The sequence below is a fragment of the Streptomyces sp. NPDC051563 genome, assembly GCF_044454225.1.
Classification (GTDB): domain Bacteria; phylum Actinomycetota; class Actinomycetes; order Streptomycetales; family Streptomycetaceae; genus Streptomyces.
In genome coordinates, this window is the sequence record NZ_JBITDL010000019.1 from 11599 (window position 1) to 34422 (window position 22824).

25 protein-coding genes are annotated in these 22824 nt (G+C 72.8%); 11 read left to right on the top strand and 14 right to left on the bottom strand.

The genetic code is table 11. From position 1 onward, the window contains the following. Window positions 1-230: 230 nt before the first annotated feature. The 3 genes from ACIA8F_RS22905 (at window position 231) to ACIA8F_RS22915 (ending at window position 3577) form a co-directional block, all read left to right on the top strand. Window positions 231-2336 (top strand): DEAD/DEAH box helicase, encoded by a 2106-nt coding sequence (locus ACIA8F_RS22905; protein WP_399381307.1) that lies wholly within the window; start codon window positions 231-233, stop codon window positions 2334-2336. Window positions 2337-2441: 105 nt separating this feature from the next. Further along, window positions 2442-3323, top strand: a complete 882-nt coding sequence (locus ACIA8F_RS22910) for an alpha/beta fold hydrolase (RefSeq protein WP_399381309.1) — start codon at window positions 2442-2444, stop codon at window positions 3321-3323. Window positions 3324-3424: 101 nt separating this feature from the next. Beyond that, window positions 3425-3577: a hypothetical protein gene (locus ACIA8F_RS22915; RefSeq protein WP_243335969.1), complete on the top strand. Its 153-nt coding sequence runs from the start codon at window positions 3425-3427 to the stop codon at window positions 3575-3577. A gap of 107 nt (window positions 3578-3684) precedes the next feature. Here the strand turns inward: ACIA8F_RS22915 and ACIA8F_RS22920 are convergent, their stop codons facing one another. From ACIA8F_RS22920 to ACIA8F_RS22935, 4 genes are all read right to left on the bottom strand, one after another. Further along, window positions 3685-4290, bottom strand: coding sequence for a MarC family protein (locus ACIA8F_RS22920; protein ID WP_399381311.1), 606 nt, complete (start codon window positions 4288-4290; stop codon window positions 3685-3687). A gap of 76 nt (window positions 4291-4366) precedes the next feature. Beyond that, on the bottom strand, window positions 4367-5233 hold the full coding sequence (locus tag ACIA8F_RS22925; protein WP_399381313.1) for a PHP domain-containing protein: 867 nt from the start codon (window positions 5231-5233) through the stop codon (window positions 4367-4369). 100 nt (window positions 5234-5333) lie between these two features. After that, entirely contained in the window at window positions 5334-5975 is a 642-nt protein-coding gene (locus ACIA8F_RS22930) for a DUF6758 family protein (RefSeq protein WP_399381315.1), read from the bottom strand. 68 nt (window positions 5976-6043) lie between these two features. Beyond that, window positions 6044-6628: a suppressor of fused domain protein gene (locus ACIA8F_RS22935; protein WP_399381317.1), complete on the bottom strand. Its 585-nt coding sequence runs from the start codon at window positions 6626-6628 to the stop codon at window positions 6044-6046. Window positions 6629-7041: 413 nt separating this feature from the next. Here ACIA8F_RS22935 and ACIA8F_RS22940 point away from each other — a divergent pair, with 413 nt between their 5' ends. Beyond that, a complete protein-coding gene (locus tag ACIA8F_RS22940) occupies window positions 7042-8166 on the top strand; it encodes a magnesium and cobalt transport protein CorA (RefSeq protein WP_399381319.1) in 1125 nt (374 codons plus the stop codon). A gap of 91 nt (window positions 8167-8257) precedes the next feature. Then, the gene (locus ACIA8F_RS22945; RefSeq protein ID WP_399381321.1) at window positions 8258-8773 is read left to right on the top strand and encodes a hypothetical protein; all 516 of its coding nucleotides are present in this window, start codon (window positions 8258-8260) and stop codon (window positions 8771-8773) included. A 13-nt stretch (window positions 8774-8786) separates the two neighbouring features. Here the strand turns inward: ACIA8F_RS22945 and ACIA8F_RS22950 are convergent, their stop codons facing one another. After that, window positions 8787-9617 (bottom strand): hypothetical protein, encoded by an 831-nt coding sequence (locus tag ACIA8F_RS22950; RefSeq protein WP_399381323.1) that lies wholly within the window; start codon window positions 9615-9617, stop codon window positions 8787-8789. Window positions 9618-9861: 244 nt separating this feature from the next. On the opposite strand from ACIA8F_RS22950, the gene ACIA8F_RS22955 reads away from it, so the two are divergent. The 3 genes from ACIA8F_RS22955 to ACIA8F_RS22965 are packed head-to-tail and all read left to right on the top strand — an operon-like array spanning window position 9862 to window position 13069. Further along, on the top strand, window positions 9862-11169 hold the full coding sequence (locus ACIA8F_RS22955; RefSeq protein WP_266880959.1) for a magnesium transporter MgtE N-terminal domain-containing protein: 1308 nt from the start codon (window positions 9862-9864) through the stop codon (window positions 11167-11169). A gap of 43 nt (window positions 11170-11212) precedes the next feature. Beyond that, window positions 11213-11857, top strand: a complete 645-nt coding sequence (locus tag ACIA8F_RS22960) for a DUF1003 domain-containing protein (protein WP_399381593.1) — start codon at window positions 11213-11215, stop codon at window positions 11855-11857. Window positions 11858-11899: 42 nt separating this feature from the next. Continuing rightward, a complete protein-coding gene (locus ACIA8F_RS22965; RefSeq protein ID WP_399381326.1) occupies window positions 11900-13069 on the top strand; it encodes an Mrp/NBP35 family ATP-binding protein in 1170 nt (389 codons plus the stop codon). Between the two features lie 60 nt (window positions 13070-13129). On the opposite strand, the gene ACIA8F_RS22970 is transcribed toward ACIA8F_RS22965, so the two are convergent. The 5 genes from ACIA8F_RS22970 to sigE all read right to left on the bottom strand — a co-directional run bounded on the left by ACIA8F_RS22970 (window position 13130) and on the right by sigE (window position 17666). After that, complete coding sequence (locus ACIA8F_RS22970) at window positions 13130-13834, bottom strand: hypothetical protein (RefSeq protein WP_399381328.1); 705 nt, start codon at window positions 13832-13834, stop codon at window positions 13130-13132. A gap of 134 nt (window positions 13835-13968) precedes the next feature. Continuing rightward, entirely contained in the window at window positions 13969-14418 is a 450-nt protein-coding gene (locus ACIA8F_RS22975) for a sec-independent translocase (protein ID WP_399381594.1), read from the bottom strand. Window positions 14419-14537: 119 nt separating this feature from the next. Further along, the gene (locus ACIA8F_RS22980) at window positions 14538-16022 is read right to left on the bottom strand and encodes a trypsin-like peptidase domain-containing protein (protein WP_399381330.1); all 1485 of its coding nucleotides are present in this window, start codon (window positions 16020-16022) and stop codon (window positions 14538-14540) included. Window positions 16023-16173: 151 nt separating this feature from the next. After that, window positions 16174-16890: an anti-sigma factor family protein gene (locus ACIA8F_RS22985; protein WP_399381332.1), complete on the bottom strand. Its 717-nt coding sequence runs from the start codon at window positions 16888-16890 to the stop codon at window positions 16174-16176. After that, window positions 16887-17666, bottom strand: coding sequence for an RNA polymerase sigma factor SigE (gene sigE / locus ACIA8F_RS22990; protein ID WP_243335949.1), 780 nt, complete (start codon window positions 17664-17666; stop codon window positions 16887-16889). Before sigE ends, ACIA8F_RS22985 begins: the two co-directional genes overlap by 4 nt. A gap of 143 nt (window positions 17667-17809) precedes the next feature. Here sigE and ACIA8F_RS22995 point away from each other — a divergent pair, with 143 nt between their 5' ends. Then, on the top strand, window positions 17810-18472 hold the full coding sequence (locus tag ACIA8F_RS22995; protein WP_383944782.1) for an O-methyltransferase: 663 nt from the start codon (window positions 17810-17812) through the stop codon (window positions 18470-18472). Window positions 18473-18528: 56 nt separating this feature from the next. Here the strand turns inward: ACIA8F_RS22995 and ACIA8F_RS23000 are convergent, their stop codons facing one another. Together ACIA8F_RS23000 and ACIA8F_RS23005 are read right to left on the bottom strand one after the other, a co-directional pair. Then, on the bottom strand, window positions 18529-19146 hold the full coding sequence (locus tag ACIA8F_RS23000) for a hypothetical protein (RefSeq protein WP_399381335.1): 618 nt from the start codon (window positions 19144-19146) through the stop codon (window positions 18529-18531). 152 nt (window positions 19147-19298) lie between these two features. Then, window positions 19299-19466, bottom strand: coding sequence for a DUF3117 domain-containing protein (locus tag ACIA8F_RS23005; RefSeq protein WP_003966491.1), 168 nt, complete (start codon window positions 19464-19466; stop codon window positions 19299-19301). 331 nt (window positions 19467-19797) lie between these two features. Here ACIA8F_RS23005 and ACIA8F_RS23010 point away from each other — a divergent pair, with 331 nt between their 5' ends. Next, a complete protein-coding gene (locus ACIA8F_RS23010; RefSeq protein WP_399381337.1) occupies window positions 19798-20601 on the top strand; it encodes an enoyl-CoA hydratase/isomerase family protein in 804 nt (267 codons plus the stop codon). 320 nt (window positions 20602-20921) lie between these two features. On the opposite strand, the gene ACIA8F_RS23015 is transcribed toward ACIA8F_RS23010, so the two are convergent. Next, window positions 20922-21497, bottom strand: a complete 576-nt coding sequence (locus ACIA8F_RS23015) for a DNA-3-methyladenine glycosylase I (RefSeq protein ID WP_399381339.1) — start codon at window positions 21495-21497, stop codon at window positions 20922-20924. Further along, window positions 21494-21859: a DivIVA domain-containing protein gene (locus tag ACIA8F_RS23020; protein ID WP_399381341.1), complete on the bottom strand. Its 366-nt coding sequence runs from the start codon at window positions 21857-21859 to the stop codon at window positions 21494-21496. Before ACIA8F_RS23020 ends, ACIA8F_RS23015 begins: the two co-directional genes overlap by 4 nt. Before the next feature lie 76 nt (window positions 21860-21935). Here ACIA8F_RS23020 and folP point away from each other — a divergent pair, with 76 nt between their 5' ends. After that, window positions 21936-22796, top strand: coding sequence for a dihydropteroate synthase (gene folP / locus ACIA8F_RS23025; protein ID WP_399381343.1), 861 nt, complete (start codon window positions 21936-21938; stop codon window positions 22794-22796). Window positions 22797-22824: the final 28 nt, after the last annotated feature.

Genomic DNA, 22824 nt, shown 5'->3' on the forward strand with positions numbered 1-22824 from the left:
GGCCCCCTCAGCGGCATAAAGCGCCTGAGCGATGGCTCGTGGTCCCGCGCAGCTTCGTACGTACGTAGTAGTACTGCAAGCCCGGCACGGTACGACCCCCTTCGCCGCCTCGCGCCGCGTCTCACAGAAGAGGCAGCACCCTGACTACGTTCCGAGACCTCGGGATCTTTCCCGAGACGGCCGAAGCCCTTGAGGCCGTCGGCATTGTGTCCCCCTTCCCGATCCAGGAGATGACCCTCCCCGTCGCCATGTCCGGCACGGACGTCATCGGCCAGGCCAAGACCGGTACCGGCAAGACGCTCGGTTTCGGCCTCCCCCTGCTGGAGCGCGTCGTCGTCCCCGCGGACGTCGAGGCGGGCCGTTCCACGCCGGAGCAGCTCACCGACGCCCCGCAGGCCCTCGTGGTGGTTCCGACCCGCGAGCTCTGCACCCAGGTCACCAACGACCTCCTCACCGCGGGCAAGGTCCGCAACGTCCGCGTCCTCGCCATATACGGCGGCCGCGCGTACGAGCCTCAGGTCGAGGCGCTCAAGAAGGGCGTCGACGTCATCGTCGGCACCCCGGGCCGCCTGCTCGACCTGGCCGGGCAGAAGAAGCTCGACCTCTCGAAGGTCAAGGCCCTCGTCCTCGACGAGGCCGACGAAATGCTCGACCTGGGCTTCCTGCCCGACGTCGAGCGGATCATGTCCTACCTGCCGGCCAAGCGTCAGACGATGCTGTTCTCGGCGACCATGCCGGGCGCCGTCATCGGACTGGCCCGCCGGTACATGACGCAGCCGACGCACATCCGCGCCGTCTCGGAGGACGGTGAAGGCGCGACCGTCGCCAACACCACGCAGCACGTCTTCCGTGCGCACAACATGGACAAGCCGGAGCTCGTCTCCCGCATCCTGCAGGCCGAAGGCCGCGGGCTCGCCATGATCTTCTGCCGCACCAAGCGCACGGCCGCCGACATCGCCGAGCAGCTGGAGAAGCGCGGCTTCGCCTCCGGCGCCGTCCACGGCGACCTGGGCCAGGGCGCCCGCGAGCAGGCGCTGCGCGCCTTCCGCAACGGCAAGGTCGACGTGCTGGTCTGCACCGACGTCGCCGCGCGCGGCATCGATGTCGAGGGTGTCACCCACGTCATCAACTACCAGACGCCCGAGGACGAGAAGACCTTCCTGCACCGCGTGGGCCGCACCGGCCGCGCGGGCAAGAAGGGCATCGCCGTCACCCTGGTCGACTGGGACGACATCCCGCGCTGGCAGCTGATCAACAAGGCGCTGGAGCTGGACTTCCACGACCCGGTGGAGACGTACTCCACGTCCCCGCACCTGTACGAGCAGATGAACATCCCGGTCGGCACCAAGGGTGTCCTGCCCCGCGCCGACCGCACGCGCGCCGGCCTGAAGGCCGAGAACCTGGAAGACCTGGGCGAGACCGGCGGCCGCGGTGGCCGTGGCGGCCGCGACGGTGGACGTGACGGCGGCCGCGATGCCGGCCGTGACGGTGGTCGTGGCCGCGACGGCGGACGTGACGGTGGCCGCGGTGCCGCCGCCCCGGCCGCCGCCGAGGAGCGCCCCGCCCGTACCCCGCGCCAGCGCCGCCGCACCCGTGGCGGCTCGGACCAGGGCGCCGAGCTCCTGACCCCGACCCCGGTGACCGCCGAGGCCGCCCCGGTCAGCCCGGTCGCCGCGGCCGCTCCCGCGGTCAAGGCCACCGCGGTCCAGGCCCCGGAGACTCCGGCCGCCGACGAGGCGCGCAAGCCGCGTCGCCGCCGGACCCGGTCCGCCGCTCCGGCCGCCACCTTCGTCGCCCCGGCGACGGTGCTGGAGCCGCTGGCCCCGTTCGTCAGGGAGCCGGAGCCGGACTTCCAGATCGCCCCGCCGGTCGAGCCGGTCCGCGCCCCGCGCAGCGGTGGCTCGCGCAGCAGCGCGCCCCGCAGCAGCACCCCGCGTGCCCGTGCGCCCCGTAAGGCAGCGGCCGCTCCGGTGGCCGAGGTCGTGGCCCCGGTGGCCGAGGTCGTCGCCCAGGCCGCCGCGGTCGAGGCTCCGGTCGCCCCCGTCGTCGCCGCGGTCGCGGTCGCCGAGGAGGCCCCGGTCAAGCCGAAGCGCACCCGGACCCGCAAGGTCGCGGCCGCCGCCCCGGCCGCCGAGGCCGTCGCCGAAGCCGCCGCTCCGGTGGCGGAGGAGGCTCCGGTCAAGCCGAAGCGCACCCGCACCCGCAAGGTCGCGGCCGCCGCCCCGGAGGCTCCGGCCGCCGAGGCCGCCGCTGCGGTCGCCGAGGAGGCTCCGGTCAAGCCGAAGCGCACCCGGACCCGCAAGGCCGTCGCCGCGGTGGAGACCCCGGAGGCGTAACGCCCTGCCGATGGCCCCGGTCCCCTTTCCAGGGGCCGGGGCCATCGGCGTACCCGGGGCCGGGCGGAGCTCCCGTACGGGCGTACGGGCCGGTAACCTCGGGCCATGAGCAAGCCGCCGACCCTCACGCTCCCGCCCTCAGCCCGTGCGTACCGGCTGGCCACGGCCCGCGGCGAGTTCGCCGTGCACGAGGCCGTGCCCGTCGGGCCGGCCCGTGGCACCGCCCTGCTGGTGCCCGGCTACACCGGCAGCAAGGAGGACTTCCTCGGCCTCCTCGGGCCGCTGTCCGCCGCGGGGTACCGGGTGGTCGCCGTCGACGGCCGCGGCCAGCACGAGAGCGGCGGCCCGCGCACGCAGGCCCCGTACGCCCTGCCGGAACTGGCGCGCGACGTCCTCGCGCAGACCGCCGCCCTGGGCGCGGACGGTCCCGTGCACCTGCTGGGGCATTCGCTGGGCGGGCTGATCGTCCGGGCCGCCGTGGTCCGCGACCCGGCCCCGTACGCCAGCCTCACGCTGCTGAGCAGCGGCCCGGGCGCGGTCTGCGCGGACCAGCAGGGCCGTACGAAGCTGCTCGTCTCGGCGCTGGAGGCGATGGGCGACGACATGCCGGCCATCTGGGACGCCATGCGCGCCATGGATCCGCGTGACGCTCCCGCCGAGGACCCCGCCCTCAAGGCCTTCCTGCGCGGCCGATGGCTCGGCACCGTCCCCGAGCAGCTGATGGTCACCGGGCGGGCGCTGATCGAGGAGCCGGACCGGATCGACGAGCTCGCCGCCGCGGCGCCCGCTCTGGCGAAGCTGGTGCTGTCCGGGGAGTCGGACCCGGTATGGCCGGTGTCGGAGATGGACGCGATGGCGCGCCGGCTGGGTGCGGCGCGGGTGGTGGTCCCGGGGACGGAACACTCGCCGAACGCCGAGGATCCGGCGGCCGTCGCGGCGGCACTGGCGGCGTTCTGGGGGGCCTCTGACGTCTCCGGTACGCGTTAGTAGTTAGACAAGGAAAAAATTTCCTTAGCGTAGGGAATGTTTGCGGCTTACACTTCGTTAACCCTGTAGAAGGAAGAAACACTGACGAAGGGAGAAGCCCCATGCGCTTCGAGATTCTGCGCCTGGACGACGTCGACGGATCTGCCGTGGACAGCACCGTCGTGGACGCGGCCTCCGTCAACCGGATCGTGCAGCAGGCCGCGGCCGTCGGCCAGCGCATCCTGATCCGACCGGCTGAGACCGTGTCCAACTGACGCGTACGCGTCCACCTGACCGCGGCCGTCCGGCCGCGTCCATCCATTCGCCGAACGCCCCCGCACCGATCCCGGTGCGGGGGCGTTCGCATGCGCGGCGGGCGGCGTCACGCGGTCCGGATCACCTGGAGCACGCCGTTGATGATCTGCTGGACCGCGATGGCCGACAGCATCATGCCCGCCAGACGCGTCACGAGGACCACGCCGCCGTCCTTGATCACGCGGATGATGACGAGCGAGTAGCGCATCACCACCCACAGCACGACGTGCATCGCGACGATCGCGGCCCACACGGAGAACTGGGCGGTGAACCCGTCGGCCTTCTGCACGGCCAGGATCACCGAGACGATCGCGCCGGGTCCGGCGAGCAGCGGCATCCCGAGCGGGACCAGCGCGACGTTCACGTCCTTGGTCTGCTTCGGCTCGTCGGTCTTGCCGGTGAGCAGGTCGAGCGCGATGAGCAGGAGCAGGAGCCCGCCCGCGATCATCAGGGCCGGCACCGAGACGTGCAGGTAGTCGAGGATCTGCTGGCCGCAGAGGCCGAAGACGGCAATGACGCCGAAGGCCACGCAGACGGCCTGCCAGGCCATGCGGCGCTGCACCTTGGCGGGACGGCCGGAGGTCAGCGCGAGGAAGATGGGCGTGATCCCCGGGGGGTCCATAATCACAAAAAGGGTGAGAAAGAGGGATCCGAAGACGGCGAAATCGAGCACAGTGATGCCTTGCAGGAGAGGGGTGTCACGAAAAAAGAGGCGACGGAGCGGGAGGCGGGAGGGGCGGCGGCAGGGGTCAGCCGCGCACGCGTCCACCGGCGCCGGGGACCGGGAACGCCCCGGTGGCACGGCGGGTGATCTCGCCGTAGATCTCGGGGTCGGTCGTGTACTCCCCGAGGCGGCAGGTCTTGCGGCTGCCGTGGTAATCGCTGGACCCGGTGGTCAGCAGACCCAGGTCGGCGGCCAGGCCGCGCAGGCGCGCGCGGGTGGCGTCGTCGTGGTCCATGTGGTCGACCTCGATGCCGTCCAGGCCGGCCGCCGCGAGGGCCGCCACGGCGCTCTCGGGCACGCAGGTACCGCGCTTGAGGGCGGCGGGGTGGGCGAAGACGGTGACCCCGCCGGCCGCCTTGACCAGGCGGATCGCGTCGAACGGGTCGAGCTCGTGCTTCTCGGCGTACGCGCGGCCCCCGTCGGCGAGCCACTCCGCGGTGAACGCGTCGGACACGGTGCGCACGACGCCGAGCTCGACGAGAGCGGCGGCGATGTGGGGGCGGCCCACGGACCCCTCGCCGGCGATCCGGTCCACCCGTTCCCAGGTGATGTCCACCCCGAGGCCCTGGAGCTTGCCGACCATGGCCTGGGCGCGCGGGGTGCGGTCGTCGCGTACGAGCTCCCGCTCGCGGGAGAGCTCGGGCTCCTCGGGATCGAAGAGGTACGCCAGCATGTGCATGCCGATGCCGTCGAGCCGGCAGCTCAGCTCCGCGCCGGTCACCAGGGTCAGCCCCTCGGGCACGGCGGCGATGGCCTCGCGGTATCCGGCGACGGTGTCGTGGTCGGTCAGCGCCACCACGTCGAGCCCCGCAGCGGCGGCATTGCGCACCAGCTCGGCGGGGGTGTCCGTACCGTCCGAGGCCGTGGAGTGGGCGTGCAGATCGATGCGCACAGCCGGACTCCAGGGTTCACGCGCGGACGGGGGACACTCCAGGATACCGTCCGCTTTTCCCGCTAAGCCCCCCTGCCCGACCGGCCGCGCGAGCGGTGCGTCAAGAGGAGAGGATGCGGGGGCTCAGGGCTCCGCAGGGCAGCAGCTCCACCTCGGCCCCCGCGTCGCGCAGGTCGGTCAGGACCAGCTCGTCGTACATCAGCAGTCCCGACTGCTCCGGCCAGACGATCGCCCACAGCCACAGCCCGCGCGCCTCGCCGGCGAAGACGGCCCGGTCCTCGGGGACCCCGGTGACGTGCCAGAGCGGCGTCGGGCGCCCGGCGGCGACCACCTTGGCGTGCGGCGGGGCGGAGACGTTCATGTAGCGGCCCGGGTCGGGGGCGTCGAGGCCGGCGAACCGCGCGCCCAGCCCGACGCCCAGCTCCTCGGCGACCAGCAGCAGCTCGCCGATGCCGCCGAGCGGGCCGGGGCCCGAGCAGGCCACGGCGGTGGCCCGGCCGCCGCTGCGGTCGTCACCGGCGGAGGCGATCCCGGTGAACAGCCAGCCGACGGGCAGCGGCCAGGGCATCCAGACCGGTACCTGCGCCCGGTTCACCACCACGCCCAGGCCTTCGACGCTCGGCGGGATCACGGGCTGCAGGGGATGGACGGTGCCGTGCACCGTGCACTGCCAGGAGTCGGCGAAAAGACCGGGCGCCCTGACCCGGCCACCACACTTCGGGCAACTCGGTTCGCCCCTCATAAGAAGCCACGCTCCTCCCCGCCGCCCGCCCCGTCAAGATGCGATCACCCGTCCGGGCGGCCGGATGTTCAGTCCAGGGGGACCGCCGTGCGCAGGGGGTCGCGCAGATCCGTGCCGCGGGCGAGCCAGCGTTCCTGGAGGGCGGCCGCTCCGTGGACGCGTTTCCAGGCCGCCTCGTTCGCCGTCATCGGCAGGAGGGGGAAGAAGGAGACGGGGTCCATGGGGTCGTCCAGGGCGAGGTCCTCCACCAGGCCGCCGGGTTCCGCGACGAGCACGGAGGTGAACGGTGCCCCTTCCCAGAGGGGTTCGCCGACGTCCAGGGAGGCGCCGGGCGCCACGATGAGCCCTTCCACCTGGGGCGAGGCCGCCAGCACGGCCAGCGGCCGCAGCAGCCTGTCGGTGGGCGCGAGCCCGCCCCGTACGGTCAGGACGAGCTCCGCGCGCGGTCCGCGGACGGGGTCGGAAACCACCGCCGTCGGGTCGGTCATCGGCTGGGCGGACATGCCGAGGGTCGCGTACCGCACGAGGTCACCCACGGTGAAGCGGAGGACTTCGAAGCGGTCGGTGCCCAGGAAGGTGACGGCGGCGCGGGCATCGGGTTCGCCGAGGGCGGAGCGCAGCCGGGCTTCCACAAGGGCCAGAATTTCTGCCATGGAGCGAGCATAGAACTCGTATCAGCCGGGTAAAGGGCGGGTCTTGACCATCCGTCGGCTGATATCGTTGACCGCTGGTCGGGGACGCTCTCAGAAGAGAAGTTTCAGTGCCCCGGCGACAGGACGTCCCTTACGGGGGACCGGCCGGAGGAGGTGGGGCTGCGGTGCATCGAAGTCGATCGCACAGTACGTGCGGTACCTCTCGCTCTTCCACTTCGCCGACGGGCGCGCCGCGCCCCCTTTGATCTGCACGTCTTCACCACGTCGGATCGGTCGAAGAGCGACGGAAGAACTGTGTCCTCCCGTCCTGATCCTTCCGCCTGCCCGCCCGGCCTGCCCGACCGGGTGCGGGTGCCGTCCGGAAGGACCTCCCACCCGTACGGTCCGCAGCCGTGCGCGCGAAGGAGCCTGCCATGTCGATGCTGCCCTACCTCCGTGCCGCCGTCCGTCCCGCACTGCGCAGGTCCACTCCGGCCCAGCCCGGCTACGACACCACCCGTGACCCGTCCGCGAACAGCGCGGTGGTCGACTGCGCGGTTTACCGCGACGGGCGGCGCGACGGACGTGGACAGGGCGCCTCCTGTCTGACGCCCCGTGAGGCGCTGCGCGAGGTCCGCGAGAACGGCGGGTTCGCGTGGATCGGGCTGCACGAGCCGACGGCGGCCGAGTTCGCCGGGATCGCCGCGGTGTTCGGGCTGCACCCGCTCGCGGTGGAGGACGCGGTGCACGCGCACCAGCGGCCGAAGCTGGAGCGCTACGACGACACCCTCTTCACGGTCTTCAAGACGATCCACTACGTCGAGCACGCCGAACTCACCGCGACCAGCGAGGTGGTGGAGACCGGCGAGGTGATGTGCTTCACCGGCCCCGACTTCGTCATCACCGTCCGGCACGGCGGCCACGGCTCCCTCAAGGGCCTGCGCCACCGCCTCCAGGACGATCCGGCCCTGCTCGCCAAGGGGCCGTCCGCCGTCCTGCACTCCCTCGCCGACCACGTGGTCGACGGGTACATCGCCGTCGCGGCGGCCGTCCAGGACGATATCGACGAGGTGGAGAGCGAGGTCTTCGCCGCCCCCGCCAAGGGCAGTGCGCGCGGCGGGGACGCGGGGCGGATCTACCAGCTCAAGCGCGAGGTGCTGGAGTTCAAGCGGGCCGTCTCCCCGTTGCTGCGCCCCATGGAGCTGCTCAGCGAGCGCCCGATGCGGCTGGTGGAGCCGGACATCCAGAAGTACTTCCGCGACGTCGCCGACCACCTGGCCCGCGTGCACGAGCAGGTCGTCGGCTTCGACGAGCTGCTGAACTCCATCCTGCAGGCCAACCTGGCGCAGGCGACCGTCGCGCAGAACGAGGACATGCGCAAGATCACCTCCTGGGCGGCGATCATCGCCGTGCCCACGATGATCTGCGGGGTGTACGGGATGAACTTCGAGCACATGCCGGAGCTCCAGTGGCGGTACGGCTATCCGATGGTGATGGCCACCATCGCGGGGACCTGTTTCACGATCCACCGGGCCCTGCGGCGCCACGGCTGGCTGTGAGGCCACGTGCGGTGACGTCACTGGTGGTGAGCCCACTGGCGGCGACGCCACTGGCTGTGGGCGGGCGCGGGGCGCTGGCTACCCTGTGCGCATGACTCTCAGCGCGCTCGATCTGGCCCTCGTCGAGGAGGCCACCAAGAAGTCCGGCCTCATCTGGGTCCGCGGCTCCGGGGCGGACCGCGGCCTGTGGCACGCCTGGGTGGACGGCGCGGCGCACGTGCTCGGCGACGGGCCCGGGGAGCAGCCCTTCCCGGGGCTCGCGGACGGGGGCGCGGCCGAGGTGACCGTGCGCAGCAAGGACAAGGGCGGCCGGCTCGTCGCGTGGACGGCGACCGTACGCGAGCTCGTGCCCGGCAGCGAGCCCTGGGAGGCCGCGGTGGCCGAGCTCAAGGGCAAGCGGCTCAACGCGCCCGACTCCGCCGAGATGACCGGACGCTGGGCGCGGGAGTGCCGGCTGCTGCGCCTGGAGCCGGAGTCGGTGCGCACGGAGCTCCCCGGGGGTTCGCTGGCGGCGGTCCCGCTGGGCTCCCCCGCGACGACCCGGCAGCCGATCCCGGCGGGGCTGCCGAAGCTGCTGCTGAAGCGGAAGAAGAAGGCGGCCCGCTAGGACGGGAGGGGCGCTAGCCCTGCGGGTTGGCGCCCTGGCCGGATCCCTGGCCCGAGCCCTGGCCCGAGCCCTGGCCCGGGCTCTTGCTCGGGCTCTTGCCGGAGCCGCCGTCCGCGTCCTTGGTGGTGGGCAGTTCGGAGCCGTAGTCCACCGTCTGGTCCGGCGCGGGCGCGGTGAGCTCGACCGGCGTGCCCCATTCCGCGAGGGTCACCCGGCCGGCGCCGCCCGCGCGTTCCATGAGGAGCGGGTAGGGGGTGCCCTCCAGGGAGACCGAGAGCTTGCCGCCCTTGCCCTGGTCCGCCGAGACCTGGACGGCCCGGGTGTGCCCGACCTTGGTGTAGTCCTCGCCCTTGGTGAGCTTCCCGTCGAGCCCGAGCAGCCCGTCGAGCATGACCTGCATGTCGGTGAAACCGCGGAACTGCTTGTAGGAGGGGTCGCCCTCGGGCACCTTGACGAACTTGTCGCCCAGCTTGCCGGCCGCCTCGGACTGGCCCCAGAACGCGGCGCCCGCCTTGAGGTAGAGCTGTTCCTTGACCCGCAGCAGCTGGAAGGTGGTGTCGTCCTGGGACTTCACCTCGCCGGAGCCGCCGTCCGCCCCGAGCCGCATGTCCAGCGTGAAGGACTTGCCGCCGCTGACCAGGGTGCCGGAGAGGTGGACCGAGTGGGCCCCGGTGACGGCCGTCTTCGCCTTGTCCTGGATCTGGTCGGCGGACAGCTTCCCGACCCCGTTCGTCCCCTCGTCGGGATCCGCTCCGCACCCCGTTCCGACGACGGCCAGGCCCGCGCACAGGGCACTGACGAAGGCGGCCCGGCGCAGCCGCGGGGCGGGGAAATAGGCGGTCACGGGCGGGTGCCCCTCTCGTTGCGTCGGCGAGCAGCTGGCAGCGTACCCGCCCGTACGCGGGCCCCTGCGCGGCACCCGCACGCAGCTCGTGGGGACGCGCGTACGGGGTCGCGGGGGCGCCGTGCCGGAGCGGTGCGCGGCCCGGCCGGACGGCCCCACCAGGAGGTTGGGTGCGGTACGGGCTAACCTGAGGGACGGCAGTACCGGTGATCGACGGATGACGCAGCTCGTAGGAGGCGCTCGGATGGCGGCAGGCGCCCCACGGATCTTCGTCTCGCATCTGTCGGGTGTGCCCGTTTTCGACCCCAACGGCGACCAGGTGGGCCGGGTGCGCGACCTCGTCGCGATGCTCCGCGTGGGCGGCCGGCCGCCCCGGCTGCTGGGTCTGGTGGTCGAGGTCGTCAGCCGGCGGCGGATCTTCCTGCCCATGACCCGGGTGACGGGCGTCGAGTCCGGCCAGGTGATCACCACGGGCGTGGTCAACATGCGGCGCTTCGAGCAGCGCCCCACCGAGCGGCTGATCCTCGGCGAGCTGCTGGACCGGCGGGTGCGCCTGGTCGCGGACGACGAGGAGGTCACCGTCCTGGACGTGGCCATCCAGCAGCTGCCGGCCCGGCGCGACTGGGAGATCGACCGGATCTTCGTACGGAAGGGCAAGTCGGGTGCGCTGCGGCGGCGCGGCGAGACCCTGACGGTGGAGTGGTCGGCGGTGACGGGCTTCTCGCTGGAGGAGCACGGGCAGGGTGCCGAGAACCTGGTCGCCACCTTCGAGCAGATGCGCCCGGCGGACGTGGCGAACGTGCTGCACCACCTGACGCCGAAGCGGCGCGCCGAGGTGGCCAGCGCGCTGGACGACGACCGGCTCGCGGACGTCATGGAGGAGCTGCCCGAGGACGAGCAGGTGGAGATCCTCGGGAAGCTGAAGGAGGAGCGCGCGGCCGACGTCCTGGAGGCGATGGACCCGGACGACGCGGCCGACCTGCTCTCGGAGCTGCCGGAGGACGACAAGGAACGGCTGCTGACGCTGATGCGGCCGGACGACGCCGCCGACGTGCGGCGCCTGCTGTCCTACGAGGAGAACACCGCGGGCGGTCTGATGACCACGGAGCCGATCGTGCTGCGGCCCGACGCGACGGTCGCCGACGCGCTGGCCCGCGTACGGCAGTCGGACCTGTCGCCGGCGCTGGCGGCCCAGGTGTACGTGTGCCGGCCGCCGGACGAGACGCCGACGGGCAAGTACCTGGGCACGGTCCACTTCCAGCGGCTGCTGCGCGATCCGCCGTTCACCCTGGTCAGCTCGATCGTGGACACGGGCCTGGCGCCGCTGCGGCCGGACTCCTCGCTGCCGGTGGTGACCAGCTACCTGGCCGCGTACAACATGGTCGCGGTCCCGGTCGTCGACGAGAGCGGCTCGCTGCTGGGCGCGGTCACCGTGGACGACGTACTGGACCACCTGCTGCCGGACGACTGGCGGGAGACGGACTTCCATTCGGAGGGCCCCGGGGGTCCCGAGGATTCCGAGCGTGCGGAAGGGGCCCTCCGTGGGGACTGAGCGGGGGCGCGGCGAGCAGCCGCGCGAGCGGCGCAAGGAGCAGATGCGGGAACGGCGCGAGCAGGCGCGGGCGCAGGCCCGCGAGCACGGGCTGGCGGAGGCCGCCGCCGAACGGGCGGAACGTTCCTCTTTCGAGCGCGGCGAGCGGGCCAAGGCGGGCCAGACGACGGGCGCGAGCGCACTGTCGCGCTCGCGCACCCGCCTCGACCTGCCGCGCCCGGCCCGCCGGCGGCTGCTGCCGGAGTACGACCCTGAGGCCTTCGGGCGGCTGTCGGAGCGGGTCGCGCGGTTCCTCGGCACGGGCCGGTTCATCGTCTGGATGACCGTCGTCATCATCATCTGGGTGCTGTGGAACATCTTCGCGCCGGTGAGCGTGCGCTTCGACCAGTACCCGTTCATCTTCCTCACCCTGATGCTGTCGCTCCAGGCCTCCTACGCGGCCCCGCTGATCCTCCTGGCGCAGAACCGCCAGGACGACCGCGACCGGGTCAACCTGGAGCAGGACCGCAAGCAGAACGAGCGCTCGCTGGCCGACACCGAGTACCTGACCCGCGAGATCGCGGCCCTGCGGATGGGTCTGGGCGAGGTCGCCACGCGCGACTGGATCCGGTCCGAGTTCCAGGATCTGATCAAGGAGATGGACGAGCGGCGGCTGTTCCCCGCCGAGAGTGACGAAGGCGACCGCTAGCAGCCTTTCCTGAGGCGTGCCACCGCGCCGTACCATCGGGGCATGGCTACCGACACAAGCTCCGCCTCCGCCGCTGCCGTGCCCGAGCAGGACGCGATCCTGGACGCGCTGGCGACGGTGAACGACCCCGAGATCCACCGGCCCATCACCGAGCTGGGCATGGTCAAATCGGTGGAGATCGGTGACGGCGGCGAGGTCGCCGTCACCGTGTTCCTGACCGTGTCGGGCTGCCCCATGCGCGAGACCATCACCAACCTGGTCACCGAGGCCGTGCAGCGGGTCCCCGGCGTCACCTCGGTCGCCGTCACGCTGGACGTGATGAGCGACGAGCAGCGCAAGGACCTCGCGGCGACCCTGCGCGGCGGAACCGCCGAACGCGAGGTCCCCTTCGCCCAGCCCGGCTCGCTGACCCGCGTCTACGCGGTAGCCTCCGGCAAGGGCGGCGTCGGCAAGTCCTCCGTCACCGTGAACCTGGCGGCGGCGATGGCGGCCGACGGCCTCAAGGTCGGCGTCGTCGACGCCGACATCTACGGCCACAGCGTGCCGCGCATGCTCGGCGTGGAGGGCCGCCCCACCCAGGTCGAGAACATGATCATGCCGCCGTCGGCGCACGGCGTGAAGGTCATCTCCATCGGCATGTTCACCCCGGGCAACGCGCCCGTGGTGTGGCGCGGTCCGATGCTGCACCGGGCCCTCCAGCAGTTCCTGGCCGACGTGTTCTGGGGCGACCTGGACGTCCTGCTGCTCGACCTGCCGCCGGGTACGGGCGACATCGCGATCTCCGTGGCCCAGCTCGTGCCGAACGCCGAGATCCTCGTCGTGACCACCCCGCAGCAGGCGGCGGCCGAGGTCGCGGAGCGGGCCGGCTCGATCGCCGTGCAGACCCACCAGAAGATCGTCGGCGTCGTCGAGAACATGTCCGGGCTGCCCTGCCCGCACTGCGACGAGATGGTCGACGTGTTCGGCTCCGGCGGCGGCCAGAAGGTAGCCGACGGCCTGACCAAGACGATCGGCGCGAACGTGCCGGTGCTGGGCTCGATCCCGATCGACGTCCGCCTGCGCGAGGGCGGCGACGACGGCACCCCCGTCGTCCTGTCGGACCCCGACTCCCCCGCCGGTACGGCCCTGCGCGCCATCGCCGGGAAGCTCGGCGGCCGGGCCCGCGGCCTGGCCGGCATGTCGCTGGGCATCACCCCGCGCAACAAGTTCTGACATGGAGAAGGGGCCCGCAGCGAGGAAATCACCTCGCAGCGGGCCCCTTCCTCATGCGTCCTACTCGTACGCCGCCAGGTCCCCGATCACCGAGAAGCCGAGCCCGTACGCGCTCATCCCGCGCCCGTACGCGCCCAGGTGCACCCCGCTCCCGGTCGACCCGGCCAGCACCCAGCCGAACTCCGACTCGCGGTAGTGGAACGGCGTCGGCTCCCCGTCCACCGGCAGCGACAGCGTCGACCAGTCCGGCCCCGCGAGGTCGTCGGCAAGCTCCCACGCGGCCTCGGTCTGCTGGTCGAGCCAGTCGTCGCGCAGGCTGTGGTCCATCTGCCCCGGCCAGCTGTACGCCAGCAGCCCCGAGCCGGCCAGCCAGGCCGCCGAGGAGACCGAGGTGGCCTCCAGGACGCCGGTGCCGTCGGCGGTGCGCCGCAGCGGGTTGCTGGCCACCGTGACGACCACCGCGAAGCGCTCCTTCTCCCCGGTGGCGATCTCGCCGCGGGCGGAGGGCTCGTCACCGTGGCCGGTCGAGCCGTGCTCCACGCTGCCGTCGGCGCCCGCGGCGACCTGCATCAGCCAGCGCGGACCGGTGAAGGCCCCGTCCAGCCCGTACCAGGGGAAGTCGGCCCGCAGGTACCCCTCGGCCGCCCGGCGGGCGGCAGGGACGGGCGGGGCGGCCGCGTCCGGGGGCTGCGGATGGTCCTGGGCTGCGGGCGTCTGTGCCTCGGCTGGCTGCGTGCCTACCCGGCTACTGCGCGTCGTCTCCATCTGAGCGGCCTCTCGTTCCGTGGGATCCGGAACGGCCCACCCCCCTCGGGCGTCCTGGGTCCGGACTCAAAGGAGGATAGCCATCCGACCGCGGTTCACCGGGCAGGCGGGCGCGCGCGTGGTTCCGGGTGGCGTCAGGTCGCGTCGGCGTCGAAGCGCGTGCGCTGCTCCTGCGCCGGGGTCGCGGGCTTCTTGACCATGTCCGGTCCCGCGCCCGGCGTGGCGGCGGGGAGGGCTCCGCCGGCGGCCGCGGCCGCGTCGGACTCCTTGCCGTTGACCGCGTCGGTGACGTCGTTGAGTTCCTTGCGGAGGTCGAAGCTGCTCCGGATCTCCTTGAGGTCCTCGTTCTCCGTCAGCTGCTTGCGGATGAAGTTCTTCGGGTTCAAGTCCTCGAACTCGAAGTCCTTGAACTCCGGACCGAGCTCGGAGCGGATGTCCTGCTTCGCGCTGTCGGAGAACGCACGGATCTTCCGGATCACGCCCGTGACGTCCTGGATGACCTTGGGCAGTTTGTCCGGGCCGAAGATGAGAATGGCGAGCACCACGATCGTGACCAGCTCGAGTGCGCCTATGTCGTTGAACACCTTGCCCCGCTCCTCGGCTCTCTGCACCATCAGGCCTGTCACACGGTACCCGGCCGGGTCCGCAGGCCAATACACCAGGACCGCCTGATTACCGGGCGGATTCTGGATTCACCGGCCCGTCACGAACCGTTCGCCGAGCCCAGGACCACTTCCAGCGTGCGCTCCCGGCCGCCCCGCAGCACGGTGAGGGTGAGCCGGTCGCCCGGCCGGTGGGCCCGGATCTTGATCACCAGCTCGTCGCCGCCGTGCACCCGTACCCCGTCGACCTTCGTGATCACGTCGCCCGGCCCGATGCCCGCGCGGGCTCCGGGCCCGCCCGCGGTGACGGCGGGCTTCCCGCCCTCGCCCTTCTCCCCCACCCGGGCCCCGTCGCCGGAGTACTCCATGTCCAGGGTGACGCCGATGACGGGGTGGGTGGCGCGGCCGGTGCGCATCAGCTCCTCGGCGACGCGCTTGCCCTGGTTCACCGGGATGGCGAAGCCGAGGCCGATGCTGCCGCGCTGCTGTCCGGAGCTGTCCCCGCCGTCGCCGCCGCGGATGGCGCTGTTGATGCCGATGACCTGGGCCCTGGCGTCGAGGAGCGGCCCGCCGGAGTTGCCGGGGTTGATGGGGGCGTCGGTCTGGAGCGCGTCGACGTAGCTCACGTCGCTGCCGTCTCCCTTGTCGCCGCCGGCGGTGATGGGGCGGCCGGTGGCGCTGATGATGCCGGCGGTGACCGTGTTGGACAGGTCGAAGGGGGCCCCGATGGCCACCACCGGATCGCCGACCTTCACGTTCTCGGAGTTGCCGAGCGCGAGCGGCCGCAGGCCCCGTACCCCGTCGACCTTGACCACGGCCAGGTCGTAGCCGGTGTCACCGCCGACCAGCTCGGCGGCGACGCTCTCGCCGGTGCTGAAGGTGACCGTTATGGTCCGGGCCCCGTGGACCACGTGGTTGTTGGTGAGGATGTGGCCCTGCCCGTCGAGGACGAAGCCGGTGCCGGTCGAACCGCCCTCGGCGCCGTTGACGTGCAGGGTCACCACACCCGGCAGTGCGGTGGAGGCGATCCCGGCCACGCTGTCGGGGGCCCGGCCGCCGTCGGCGGGGGCCGCCTGCGGGAGTTCGAGCCGGGTGCCGGCCTGCCGCTCGGCGAGGACGCCGGCGTAGCCGCCGATGCCGCCGGCCAGGAGGGCGGCCCCGAGGCCGAGGACGATGCCCTGGCGCAGCCGGATCCGGCGGGACCCCGCCTTGCCGTGGTCCACCGACTGGAGCGGGCGCACGCTCCACGGGTCGTACCGCGGCGCCGCGTCCGGGCCCGCGTCCGGGCCCGCGTCCGGGCCTGCCCCGGTCTGCGGCCCGGTCCGCGGGGGCGGTACGGATCCCCCGGGCGCGCCGGCCGGCTCCGCGGGGCGGCTCCACCACTGGGGTACGGGGGCCGGGACCGCGACGGGATCAGGGTCCGGCTCGGGCTCGGGCTCCGGGTGCGGGTCCGCGTGTGCGGCGGCCCGTGGGGGCGGTACGGGTCCCCCGGGCGCGCCGACGGACTCCGCCGGGCGGCTCCACCACCGGGGCAGGGGGGCGGAGACCGGATCCGTCGCCGGATCGGTCCGCTGACTGTCGGACATGGGTGCTCCCCGCCTGCCTGTCGTTCTCCGCCGGCCGCCGGGGCGGCGCATCTGGCGGAGATTCAACCAGGTCGCCCCCGCCGCCCGCCCCTGCGGGCCGCACGGGCGGTGCGGGCGGTGCGGGCGGTGCGGGGAAACCGCCCGGGACCGCTCAGCGGTACAAGGACACCGGGTGGGCGGAGGCGGTCGGGCGGGAGGGCGCCGGGGAGGACGCGAGGGGGGTGACCGAGCGGAGCGTCGGTACGGTGCCCGGCTTCGGCAGCCGGTTCTCCCGGACCACCGCGTCGACGACCGGAACCACGGGTCCCGGGCGGGCGGCCGGGGCTTCGCCCCGCGCGTTGGGCTCGATCGCCTCCATCGGGAGCGTGCCGCCCAGCGCGATCGCGGCGAGGGACACTGCCCCGGCGGCCACGAAGGCGAAGCGGCGCCGCTGGCGGCCCACATCGTGTATCCGGAAGCCCTGCTGCTGCGGTGCGGCGGCGGCCGCGGGCGGCGCGTAGCCGAAGGACCCAAAGGGCTCGGCTCCCGGCGGCGGGCCGAAGGGGCCGGAAGGGCCTGAGGGGCCCTCGGAGCCGCTTCCCGGCAGCCCCTGCAACCGCGCCAGCAGCCCGGCCGACAGCGGAGGCGGTGCGCTCTCCACGAACATGGTCTTCAGGCGGCGCTGCGCATCGGCCTCGGCCTTGCACTGGGAACACGTCGCCAGGTGCGCCAGTACCCGCTCGCGCGCGTCGTGCTTCAACTCCCCGTCCACGAGGGCCGCGAGGCGGTCGCCCAGGTGCTGCTCGACGGAGGAAGCCTGTTCGGCGGCGGACGGCTGCCCGGCGGAGAACGGTTCGGCAGGCGACGGGGACGGACTGATCCCGCTCACTCGGCTCCGCCCTCTCCCCCGGCGCCCGGGGCGCCCACCGCCACACCGGCCAGCGCGCGCTGCTCCGCACGGGCCTCGGGAGACCGGTGCTTGAGCGCCTTGCGCAGGTGCGAACGGCCACGGTGGATACGGCTGCGCACGGTGCCGAGCTTCACGCCGAGCGTGGCGGCGATCTCCTCGTACGACAGGCCCTCGATGTCACAGAGCACCACGGCCGCACGGAACTCGGGGGCGAGGGTGTCCAGCGCCTGCTGCACGTCCGCGTCGAAGTGGGTGTCGTGCAGCACCTGCTGCGGGGACGGCTCGCGGCTCGGCAGCCGCTCGGCGGCGTCGTCCGCGAGGGCGTCGAAGCGGATCCGCTGCTTGCGCCGGACCATGTCGAGGAAGAGGTTCGTGGTGATCCGGTGCAGCCAGCCCTCGAAGGTGCCGGGCGTGTACGTGGACAGCGAGCGGAAGACGCGGACGAAGACTTCCTGCGTCAGGTCCTCGGCGTCGTGCTGGTTGCCCGTCAGCCTGTAGGCGAGGCGGTAGACCCGCGCACTGTGCGTGCTGACGATCTCCTCCCACGAGGGAGGGGTCCACGCCTGGGAGCCCGCATCGGCGGCGAACGTCGCGGTGGTTGCGGTGTCTACGGTGCGGAAACGGTCAGCAATGTTGGTCACGGATTTCGGCTCACCGGCCGACCAGAAGAGGCGTCGGAGGACACCCCCACGATCCACAGGCGCAGCCGCACCTCCCCTGTCGGCTCTGGTGGTGTCCAGCGGAATCCCTACCATAGCCACCCCTCCCGTCAGCTCTGGATAAGCATTTTTGCAGTAACTTTGCACAGGCTCCGGGCCCCGGGCTGCTCTTGCGTCTCTACTGCTCTCAACGCCCGGTCCCATCTGCGGGTTCCCGACTCCAGCGGATACAGTCACCGTTGCGCCAACTATGGGGACAGGAGAGGGTCATTACCGGCAACCGGCAGACGAGCTGGGCGTTCGCCGACGCGTTTGTCGCCGAAGACGACGCTCTGCGGTGGGCCCGCGACCGGTCCAGGGAAGCGGGACTGCGGTCCGTCTCCCCCGGCACCGGGGCCGCGCTGCGCCTGCTCGCCGCCACCGCCGACGCCAAGGCGGTCGCCGAGATCGGCACCGGAACCGGCGTGTCCGGCATCCACCTCCTGCACGGAATGCGCGCCGACGGGGTCCTGACCACCGTGGATCCCGAACCGGACCGGCAGGCCTTCGCCCGCCAGGCCTTCCGCGCCGCCGGCTTCGCGGGCAACCGCGCCCGCTTCATCCCGGGCCGCGCCCTGGACGTACTGCCCCGGCTGGCCGACGGCGGGTACGACCTCGTCTTCTGCGACGGCGACCCCTCCGAGTCCCTCGACTACCTCGCTGAATCGTTGCGCCTGCTCCGCCCCGGCGGCCTCGTCTGCTTCGAGGGGGTCTTCTCGGACGGCCGTACGGTCGACTCCGCGGCCCAGGCGGTGGAGGTGCTCCGCGTCCGCGAACTGCTGCGCACCGTCCGGGAGACCCCGGCCCTGGAGGCCGCCCTGCTCCCGGTGGGCGACGGCCTGCTGTGCGCGGTCCGGCGCTGAGCCCACCGGGCGGCGGGCGCAGGCAGGTGCAGGCGGGCGCAGGCAGGCGCGGCCGGTCAGCGCAGCAGGGCGAAGGTCAGCGCGGCCGCACCGCCCAGCGCGGCGCCGGCGAGGAGCTGCGCCGCGGTGTGCGCCTTGAGGACCAGCCGGGACCACCCCACGCCCGCGGCGACCAGCACCGCGGGCAGCACGACCGGGCCGAAGACCAGCAGCAGCACCATGACGGTGCCGGCGGCCACCGACATGTGGATGGATATCTGCCAGCCGATCGTCACCAGCAGCGAGCAGACCAGCCCGACGAGCATCGCGACGACGAGCGCGAAGACGTCGGCCGGGGCGCCGAGCACGCGCAGGAGGGTGATGCCGGCGGCGACCGAGACCAGGCTCAGCCCCATCGGGACGACCCGCTGGCGCCGTATCCGGATGTGCTGGTCGGTCAGCCGCCCGCGCCGGACCCCGAGCAGGATGATGCCGATCGGGACCACCCCGCAGAACAGGGCGCCGAGCAGGCCCCAGCCGAGACCGGACCACGACCCGGTGCTGTGCCAGCCGATCAGCAGGAGCTGGGCCACGACCAGGTTCGCCGGGGCCAGGACCTCGGTGAGGACCCGGGCCGTCCGCTCGCGGGGCGTGGACGCGGCGAAGGCGGGCGGAGCGGGCGGGGAGAAGGTCACGGCAGGGCTCCGGGGTCGGGTCGGCGTCGGCGCCCGGGTCGGGGTCGGGGTCATGACCGGGGACACAACACTGCCCCGGCCGCTTGGTGCGGCCGGGGCAGTGCAGAGAATGCAGCGAAAGTACGGTCAGTCATCCCTGGTGGACCTGGGGATCAGCCGACGACCTTCTTCAGGGCGTCACCCAGGGCGTCCGCCTCGTCCGGAGTCAGCTCGACGACGAGCCGACCGCCGCCCTCGAGCGGTACGCGCATGACGATGCCCCGCCCCTCCTTGGTGACCTCGAGCGGGCCGTCGCCCGTCCGCGGCTTCATGGCCGCCATGCTCGTTCCCCTTCCTGAAACCAGTTCATCGTCAGCCGACGGCTCCATTCAGGCGCCTAGTACCCGGCATCGAACACATTGCTTCCAGGCCATTATCCCGCATGTCAGGACCCGATGACCAACATCGGCTGGGAACGCTTGTGCAACGCGCTTGACCAAAACCACTCATTTCGGGGACACGCCTGCGATACTTCGCCGCCGCGACACGCGAATGCCCTTCCGTTTATTTGACGCACATCACATGTGCGACCCCGGCCCGGTCCGCCATGCTGACCTTTGCACCGGCCGGTACCGGCCGGTAGCCAGCCCGCGACGAAGGGGGACCCCCGCCATGGCCGACAGCGTGCTCTACGAAGTGACCGACGGACTCGCGACCATCACGATCAACCGTCCCGAGGCCATGAACGCCATGAACACCGAGGCCAAGGTCGCCCTGCGCGACGCGGCCCGGGCGGCGGCCGCGGATCCGGCCGTACGGGCGGTGCTGCTCACCGCGGCCGGCAACCGGGCGTTCTGCGTGGGCCAGGACCTCAAGGAGCACGTCGGGTTCCTCGCGGCCGACCGGGAGCACGGCTCCTCCCTGACCATGAACACCGTCGCGGAGCACTACAACCCGATCGTCCGGGCGCTGACGGAGATGCCGAAGCCGGTGGTCGCGGGCGTGAACGGCGTCGCGGCGGGCGCGGGCTTCGGCTTCGCCCTGGCCGCGGACTTCCGCGTGGTCGCGGACACCGCCTCCTTCAACACCTCCTTCGCGGGCGTCGCCCTGACGGCCGACTCGGGCGTCTCGTGGACGCTGCCCCGCCTCATCGGCGGCTCGCGCGCCTCCGACCTGCTGCTCTTCCCCCGGTCCGTGAAGGCCCAGGAGGCCCTGGACCTCGGCATCGCGAACCGCGTGGTCCCCTCCGAGTCGCTGGCGGCCGAGGCGCTCGCCGTGGCCCGGCGGCTGGCGGAGGGTCCGACGGTCGCCTACGCGGCGCTGAAGGAGTCCCTGGCCTACGGAGCCTCCCGCTCCCTCTCCGAAGCCCTCGACCACGAGGACGTCCTCCAGGCCCGCGCGGGCGCCTCCGAAGACCACGGAATCGCCGTGGACGCCTTCCTCGCGAAGCAGCCCCCGAAGTACCTGGGCCGCTAGCGGCTCCGCGCGGGGTGCGGGTACCGCTGCGCGGGCGGAGCTCCCCTACCCGCCCTTCGCCCGTTCCCCGGGCTGCGCCCGGACCCCTTCTGGGGCTCCGCCCCAGACCCCGGTCCTCAAACGCCGGACGGCTGGAATTGCTGCGCCCGAGCCCCTGGGGGTCGGCCCCGGCCGACCACAATCAGCCCCTCCGGCGTTTGAGGAGCGGGGGTCCGGGGGCCGGCCCCCGGCAACGGGGTCCGGGCACAGCCCGGGGAACGGTGGAAGGGCGGGTAGGGGACCCAGCCCCGCAGGGTCGGGGCACGCCGGGCGGGGGCCCGTCAGGGCAGTTTGCGGGTCATGCAGCGGGAGAGGTGGTCGTTGACCAGGCCGCAGGCTTGCATCAGGGCGTAGGCCGTCGTGGGGCCCACGAAGCGGATGCCCGCCTTCTTCAGGGCTTTGGCCAGGGCCGTGGACTCCGGGGTCACCGCCGGGATCTCGGTGGTGCTCTTCGGGGCCCGCCCCGGGGCCGGGGCGTGGGACCAGATCAGGGCGTCGAGTTCGCCCTCCCCCCACCCGACCAGGGTCTTCGCGTTGGCGAGCGTCGCCTCGATCTTGGCCCGGTTGCGGATGATCCCCTCGTCGGCGAGGAGCCGTTCCACGTCCGCGGCCCCGAACCGCGCCACCTCGGCGATCTCGAAGCCCGCGAAGGCCGCCCGGAACCCCTCCCGGCGGCGCAGGATCGTCAGCCAGGACAGCCCCGACTGGAAGGCCTCCAGGCACAGCCGCTCGTACAGCGCGTCGTCCCCGTGGACCGGCCGGCCCCACTCCGTGTCGTGGTACGCGATGTAGTCCTCGGTGGACAGCCCCCAGGGGCAGCGCAGCCCCCCGTCGGGGCCGGCGAGCACCCCACTCACTGTTCGGCGGCCTTGGTCAGGTCCACGGAGCCGTCGGCGGGCGCAGCAGTGACTGCGGACCCGCCCGCGGGCACGGCCGCCGCGGTGAGCTCGGCGATCCGCGCGTCGCGCTCGGCCAGCTCCGCCGCCAGCCGCTCCAGTACGTCGTCCACGTCGGACATCCGGTAGCCGCGCGGGGCCACCGGAAGGCGCAGCTCGTCGATGTCCGCCCGGACGACGGGCCGGTTCTCGGGCAGGGCGTCGGACAGCCGGTCGGGCTCGGCCTCCGGCAGCACGGCCTCGGACCCCCCGCCGGCCACCGCGAGGGTGACTCCCGCGACGACCACGACCAGCGCGATGAGCAAGAACGCGAACACGATCAACTCCCCTGAGAGACTCCGGCCACCAGGTTAAGGTCGCAGGCGAGGCGCGAGGGTCGCCGAAGGAGGAAAGAGCGGGATGCTGCGACTGGGCAGGCGCGAGTTCGACGACCACGAGCCGGTGATCATGGCCATCGTGAACCGGACCCCTGACTCCTTCTACGACCAGGGAGCGACCTTCCGCGACGAGCCGGCCCTGGACCGGGTCGAGCAGGCGGTGGCCGAGGGCGCCGCGATCATCGACATCGGCGGCGTGAAGGCCGGTCCCGGGGAGCACGTGGACGCGGCGGAGGAGGCCCGGCGCACGGTCGGTTTCGTCGCCGAGGTGCGCCGCCGCCACCCCGACGTGGTGATCAGCGTTGACACGTGGCGACACGAGGTCGGCGAGGCCGTCTGCGAGGCCGGGGCCGATCTGCTCAACGACGCGTGGGGCGGGGTCGACCCGAAGCTCGCGGAGGTCGCCGCGCGGCACGGCGCGGGCATCGTCTGCACCCATGCGGGCGGGGCCGAGCCGCGGACCCGGCCGCACCGGACCGAGTACAAGGACGTGATGGCCGACATCCTGCGCGTCACGGTCGGCCTGGCCGAGCGGGCGGCGGCCCTGGGCGTACCCCGCGAGTCGATCATGATCGATCCGGGTCACGACTTCGGGAAGAACACCCGTCATTCCCTGGAGGCGACCCGCCGCCTCTCGGAGATGACGGAGACGGGCTGGCCGGTGCTGGTCTCCCTCTCCAACAAGGACTTCGTCGGCGAGACCCTCGACAAGCCGGTCAAGGAACGCCTCCTGGGCACCCTGGCCACGACGGCCGTCTCGGCCTGGCTGGGCGCCCAGGTCTACCGCGTCCACGAAGTCGCGGAAACCAAGCAGATCCTTGAGATGGTCCGCACCATCCAGGGCCACCGCCCCCCGGCCGTTGCCCGCCGGGGCCTCGCCTGACCCCCGGCACCACCGGCCCCCGGAACCG

Excerpts from the sequence above, each read along its gene's own strand:
- ACIA8F_RS22910 (WP_399381309.1), top strand. The coding sequence starts at position 2,442 with ATGAGCAAGCCGCCGACCCTCACGCTCCCGCCCTCAGCCCGTGCGTAC.
- ACIA8F_RS22905 (WP_399381307.1), top strand. The coding sequence starts at position 231 with ATGACCCTCCCCGTCGCCATGTCCGGCACGGACGTCATCGGCCAGGCC.
- ACIA8F_RS23005 (WP_003966491.1), bottom strand. The coding sequence starts at position 19,466 with ATGGCGGCCATGAAGCCGCGGACGGGCGACGGCCCGCTCGAGGTCACC.
- ACIA8F_RS22955 (WP_266880959.1), top strand. The coding sequence starts at position 9,862 with ATGGCGGCAGGCGCCCCACGGATCTTCGTCTCGCATCTGTCGGGTGTG.
- ACIA8F_RS22945 (WP_399381321.1), top strand. The coding sequence starts at position 8,258 with ATGACTCTCAGCGCGCTCGATCTGGCCCTCGTCGAGGAGGCCACCAAG.
- ACIA8F_RS22970 (WP_399381328.1), bottom strand. The coding sequence starts at position 13,834 with ATGGAGACGACGCGCAGTAGCCGGGTAGGCACGCAGCCAGCCGAGGCA.
- ACIA8F_RS22980 (WP_399381330.1), bottom strand. The coding sequence starts at position 16,022 with ATGTCCGACAGTCAGCGGACCGATCCGGCGACGGATCCGGTCTCCGCC.
- ACIA8F_RS22940 (WP_399381319.1), top strand. The coding sequence starts at position 7,042 with ATGTCGATGCTGCCCTACCTCCGTGCCGCCGTCCGTCCCGCACTGCGC.
- ACIA8F_RS22930 (WP_399381315.1), bottom strand. The coding sequence starts at position 5,975 with ATGAGGGGCGAACCGAGTTGCCCGAAGTGTGGTGGCCGGGTCAGGGCG.
- ACIA8F_RS22965 (WP_399381326.1), top strand. The coding sequence starts at position 11,900 with ATGGCTACCGACACAAGCTCCGCCTCCGCCGCTGCCGTGCCCGAGCAG.
- ACIA8F_RS23010 (WP_399381337.1), top strand. The coding sequence starts at position 19,798 with ATGGCCGACAGCGTGCTCTACGAAGTGACCGACGGACTCGCGACCATC.
- ACIA8F_RS22915 (WP_243335969.1), top strand. The coding sequence starts at position 3,425 with ATGCGCTTCGAGATTCTGCGCCTGGACGACGTCGACGGATCTGCCGTG.
- ACIA8F_RS22960 (WP_399381593.1), top strand. The coding sequence starts at position 11,213 with ATGCGGGAACGGCGCGAGCAGGCGCGGGCGCAGGCCCGCGAGCACGGG.
- folP (WP_399381343.1), top strand. The coding sequence starts at position 21,936 with ATGCTGCGACTGGGCAGGCGCGAGTTCGACGACCACGAGCCGGTGATC.
- ACIA8F_RS22935 (WP_399381317.1), bottom strand. The coding sequence starts at position 6,628 with ATGGCAGAAATTCTGGCCCTTGTGGAAGCCCGGCTGCGCTCCGCCCTC.
- sigE (WP_243335949.1), bottom strand. The coding sequence starts at position 17,666 with ATGGTAGGGATTCCGCTGGACACCACCAGAGCCGACAGGGGAGGTGCG.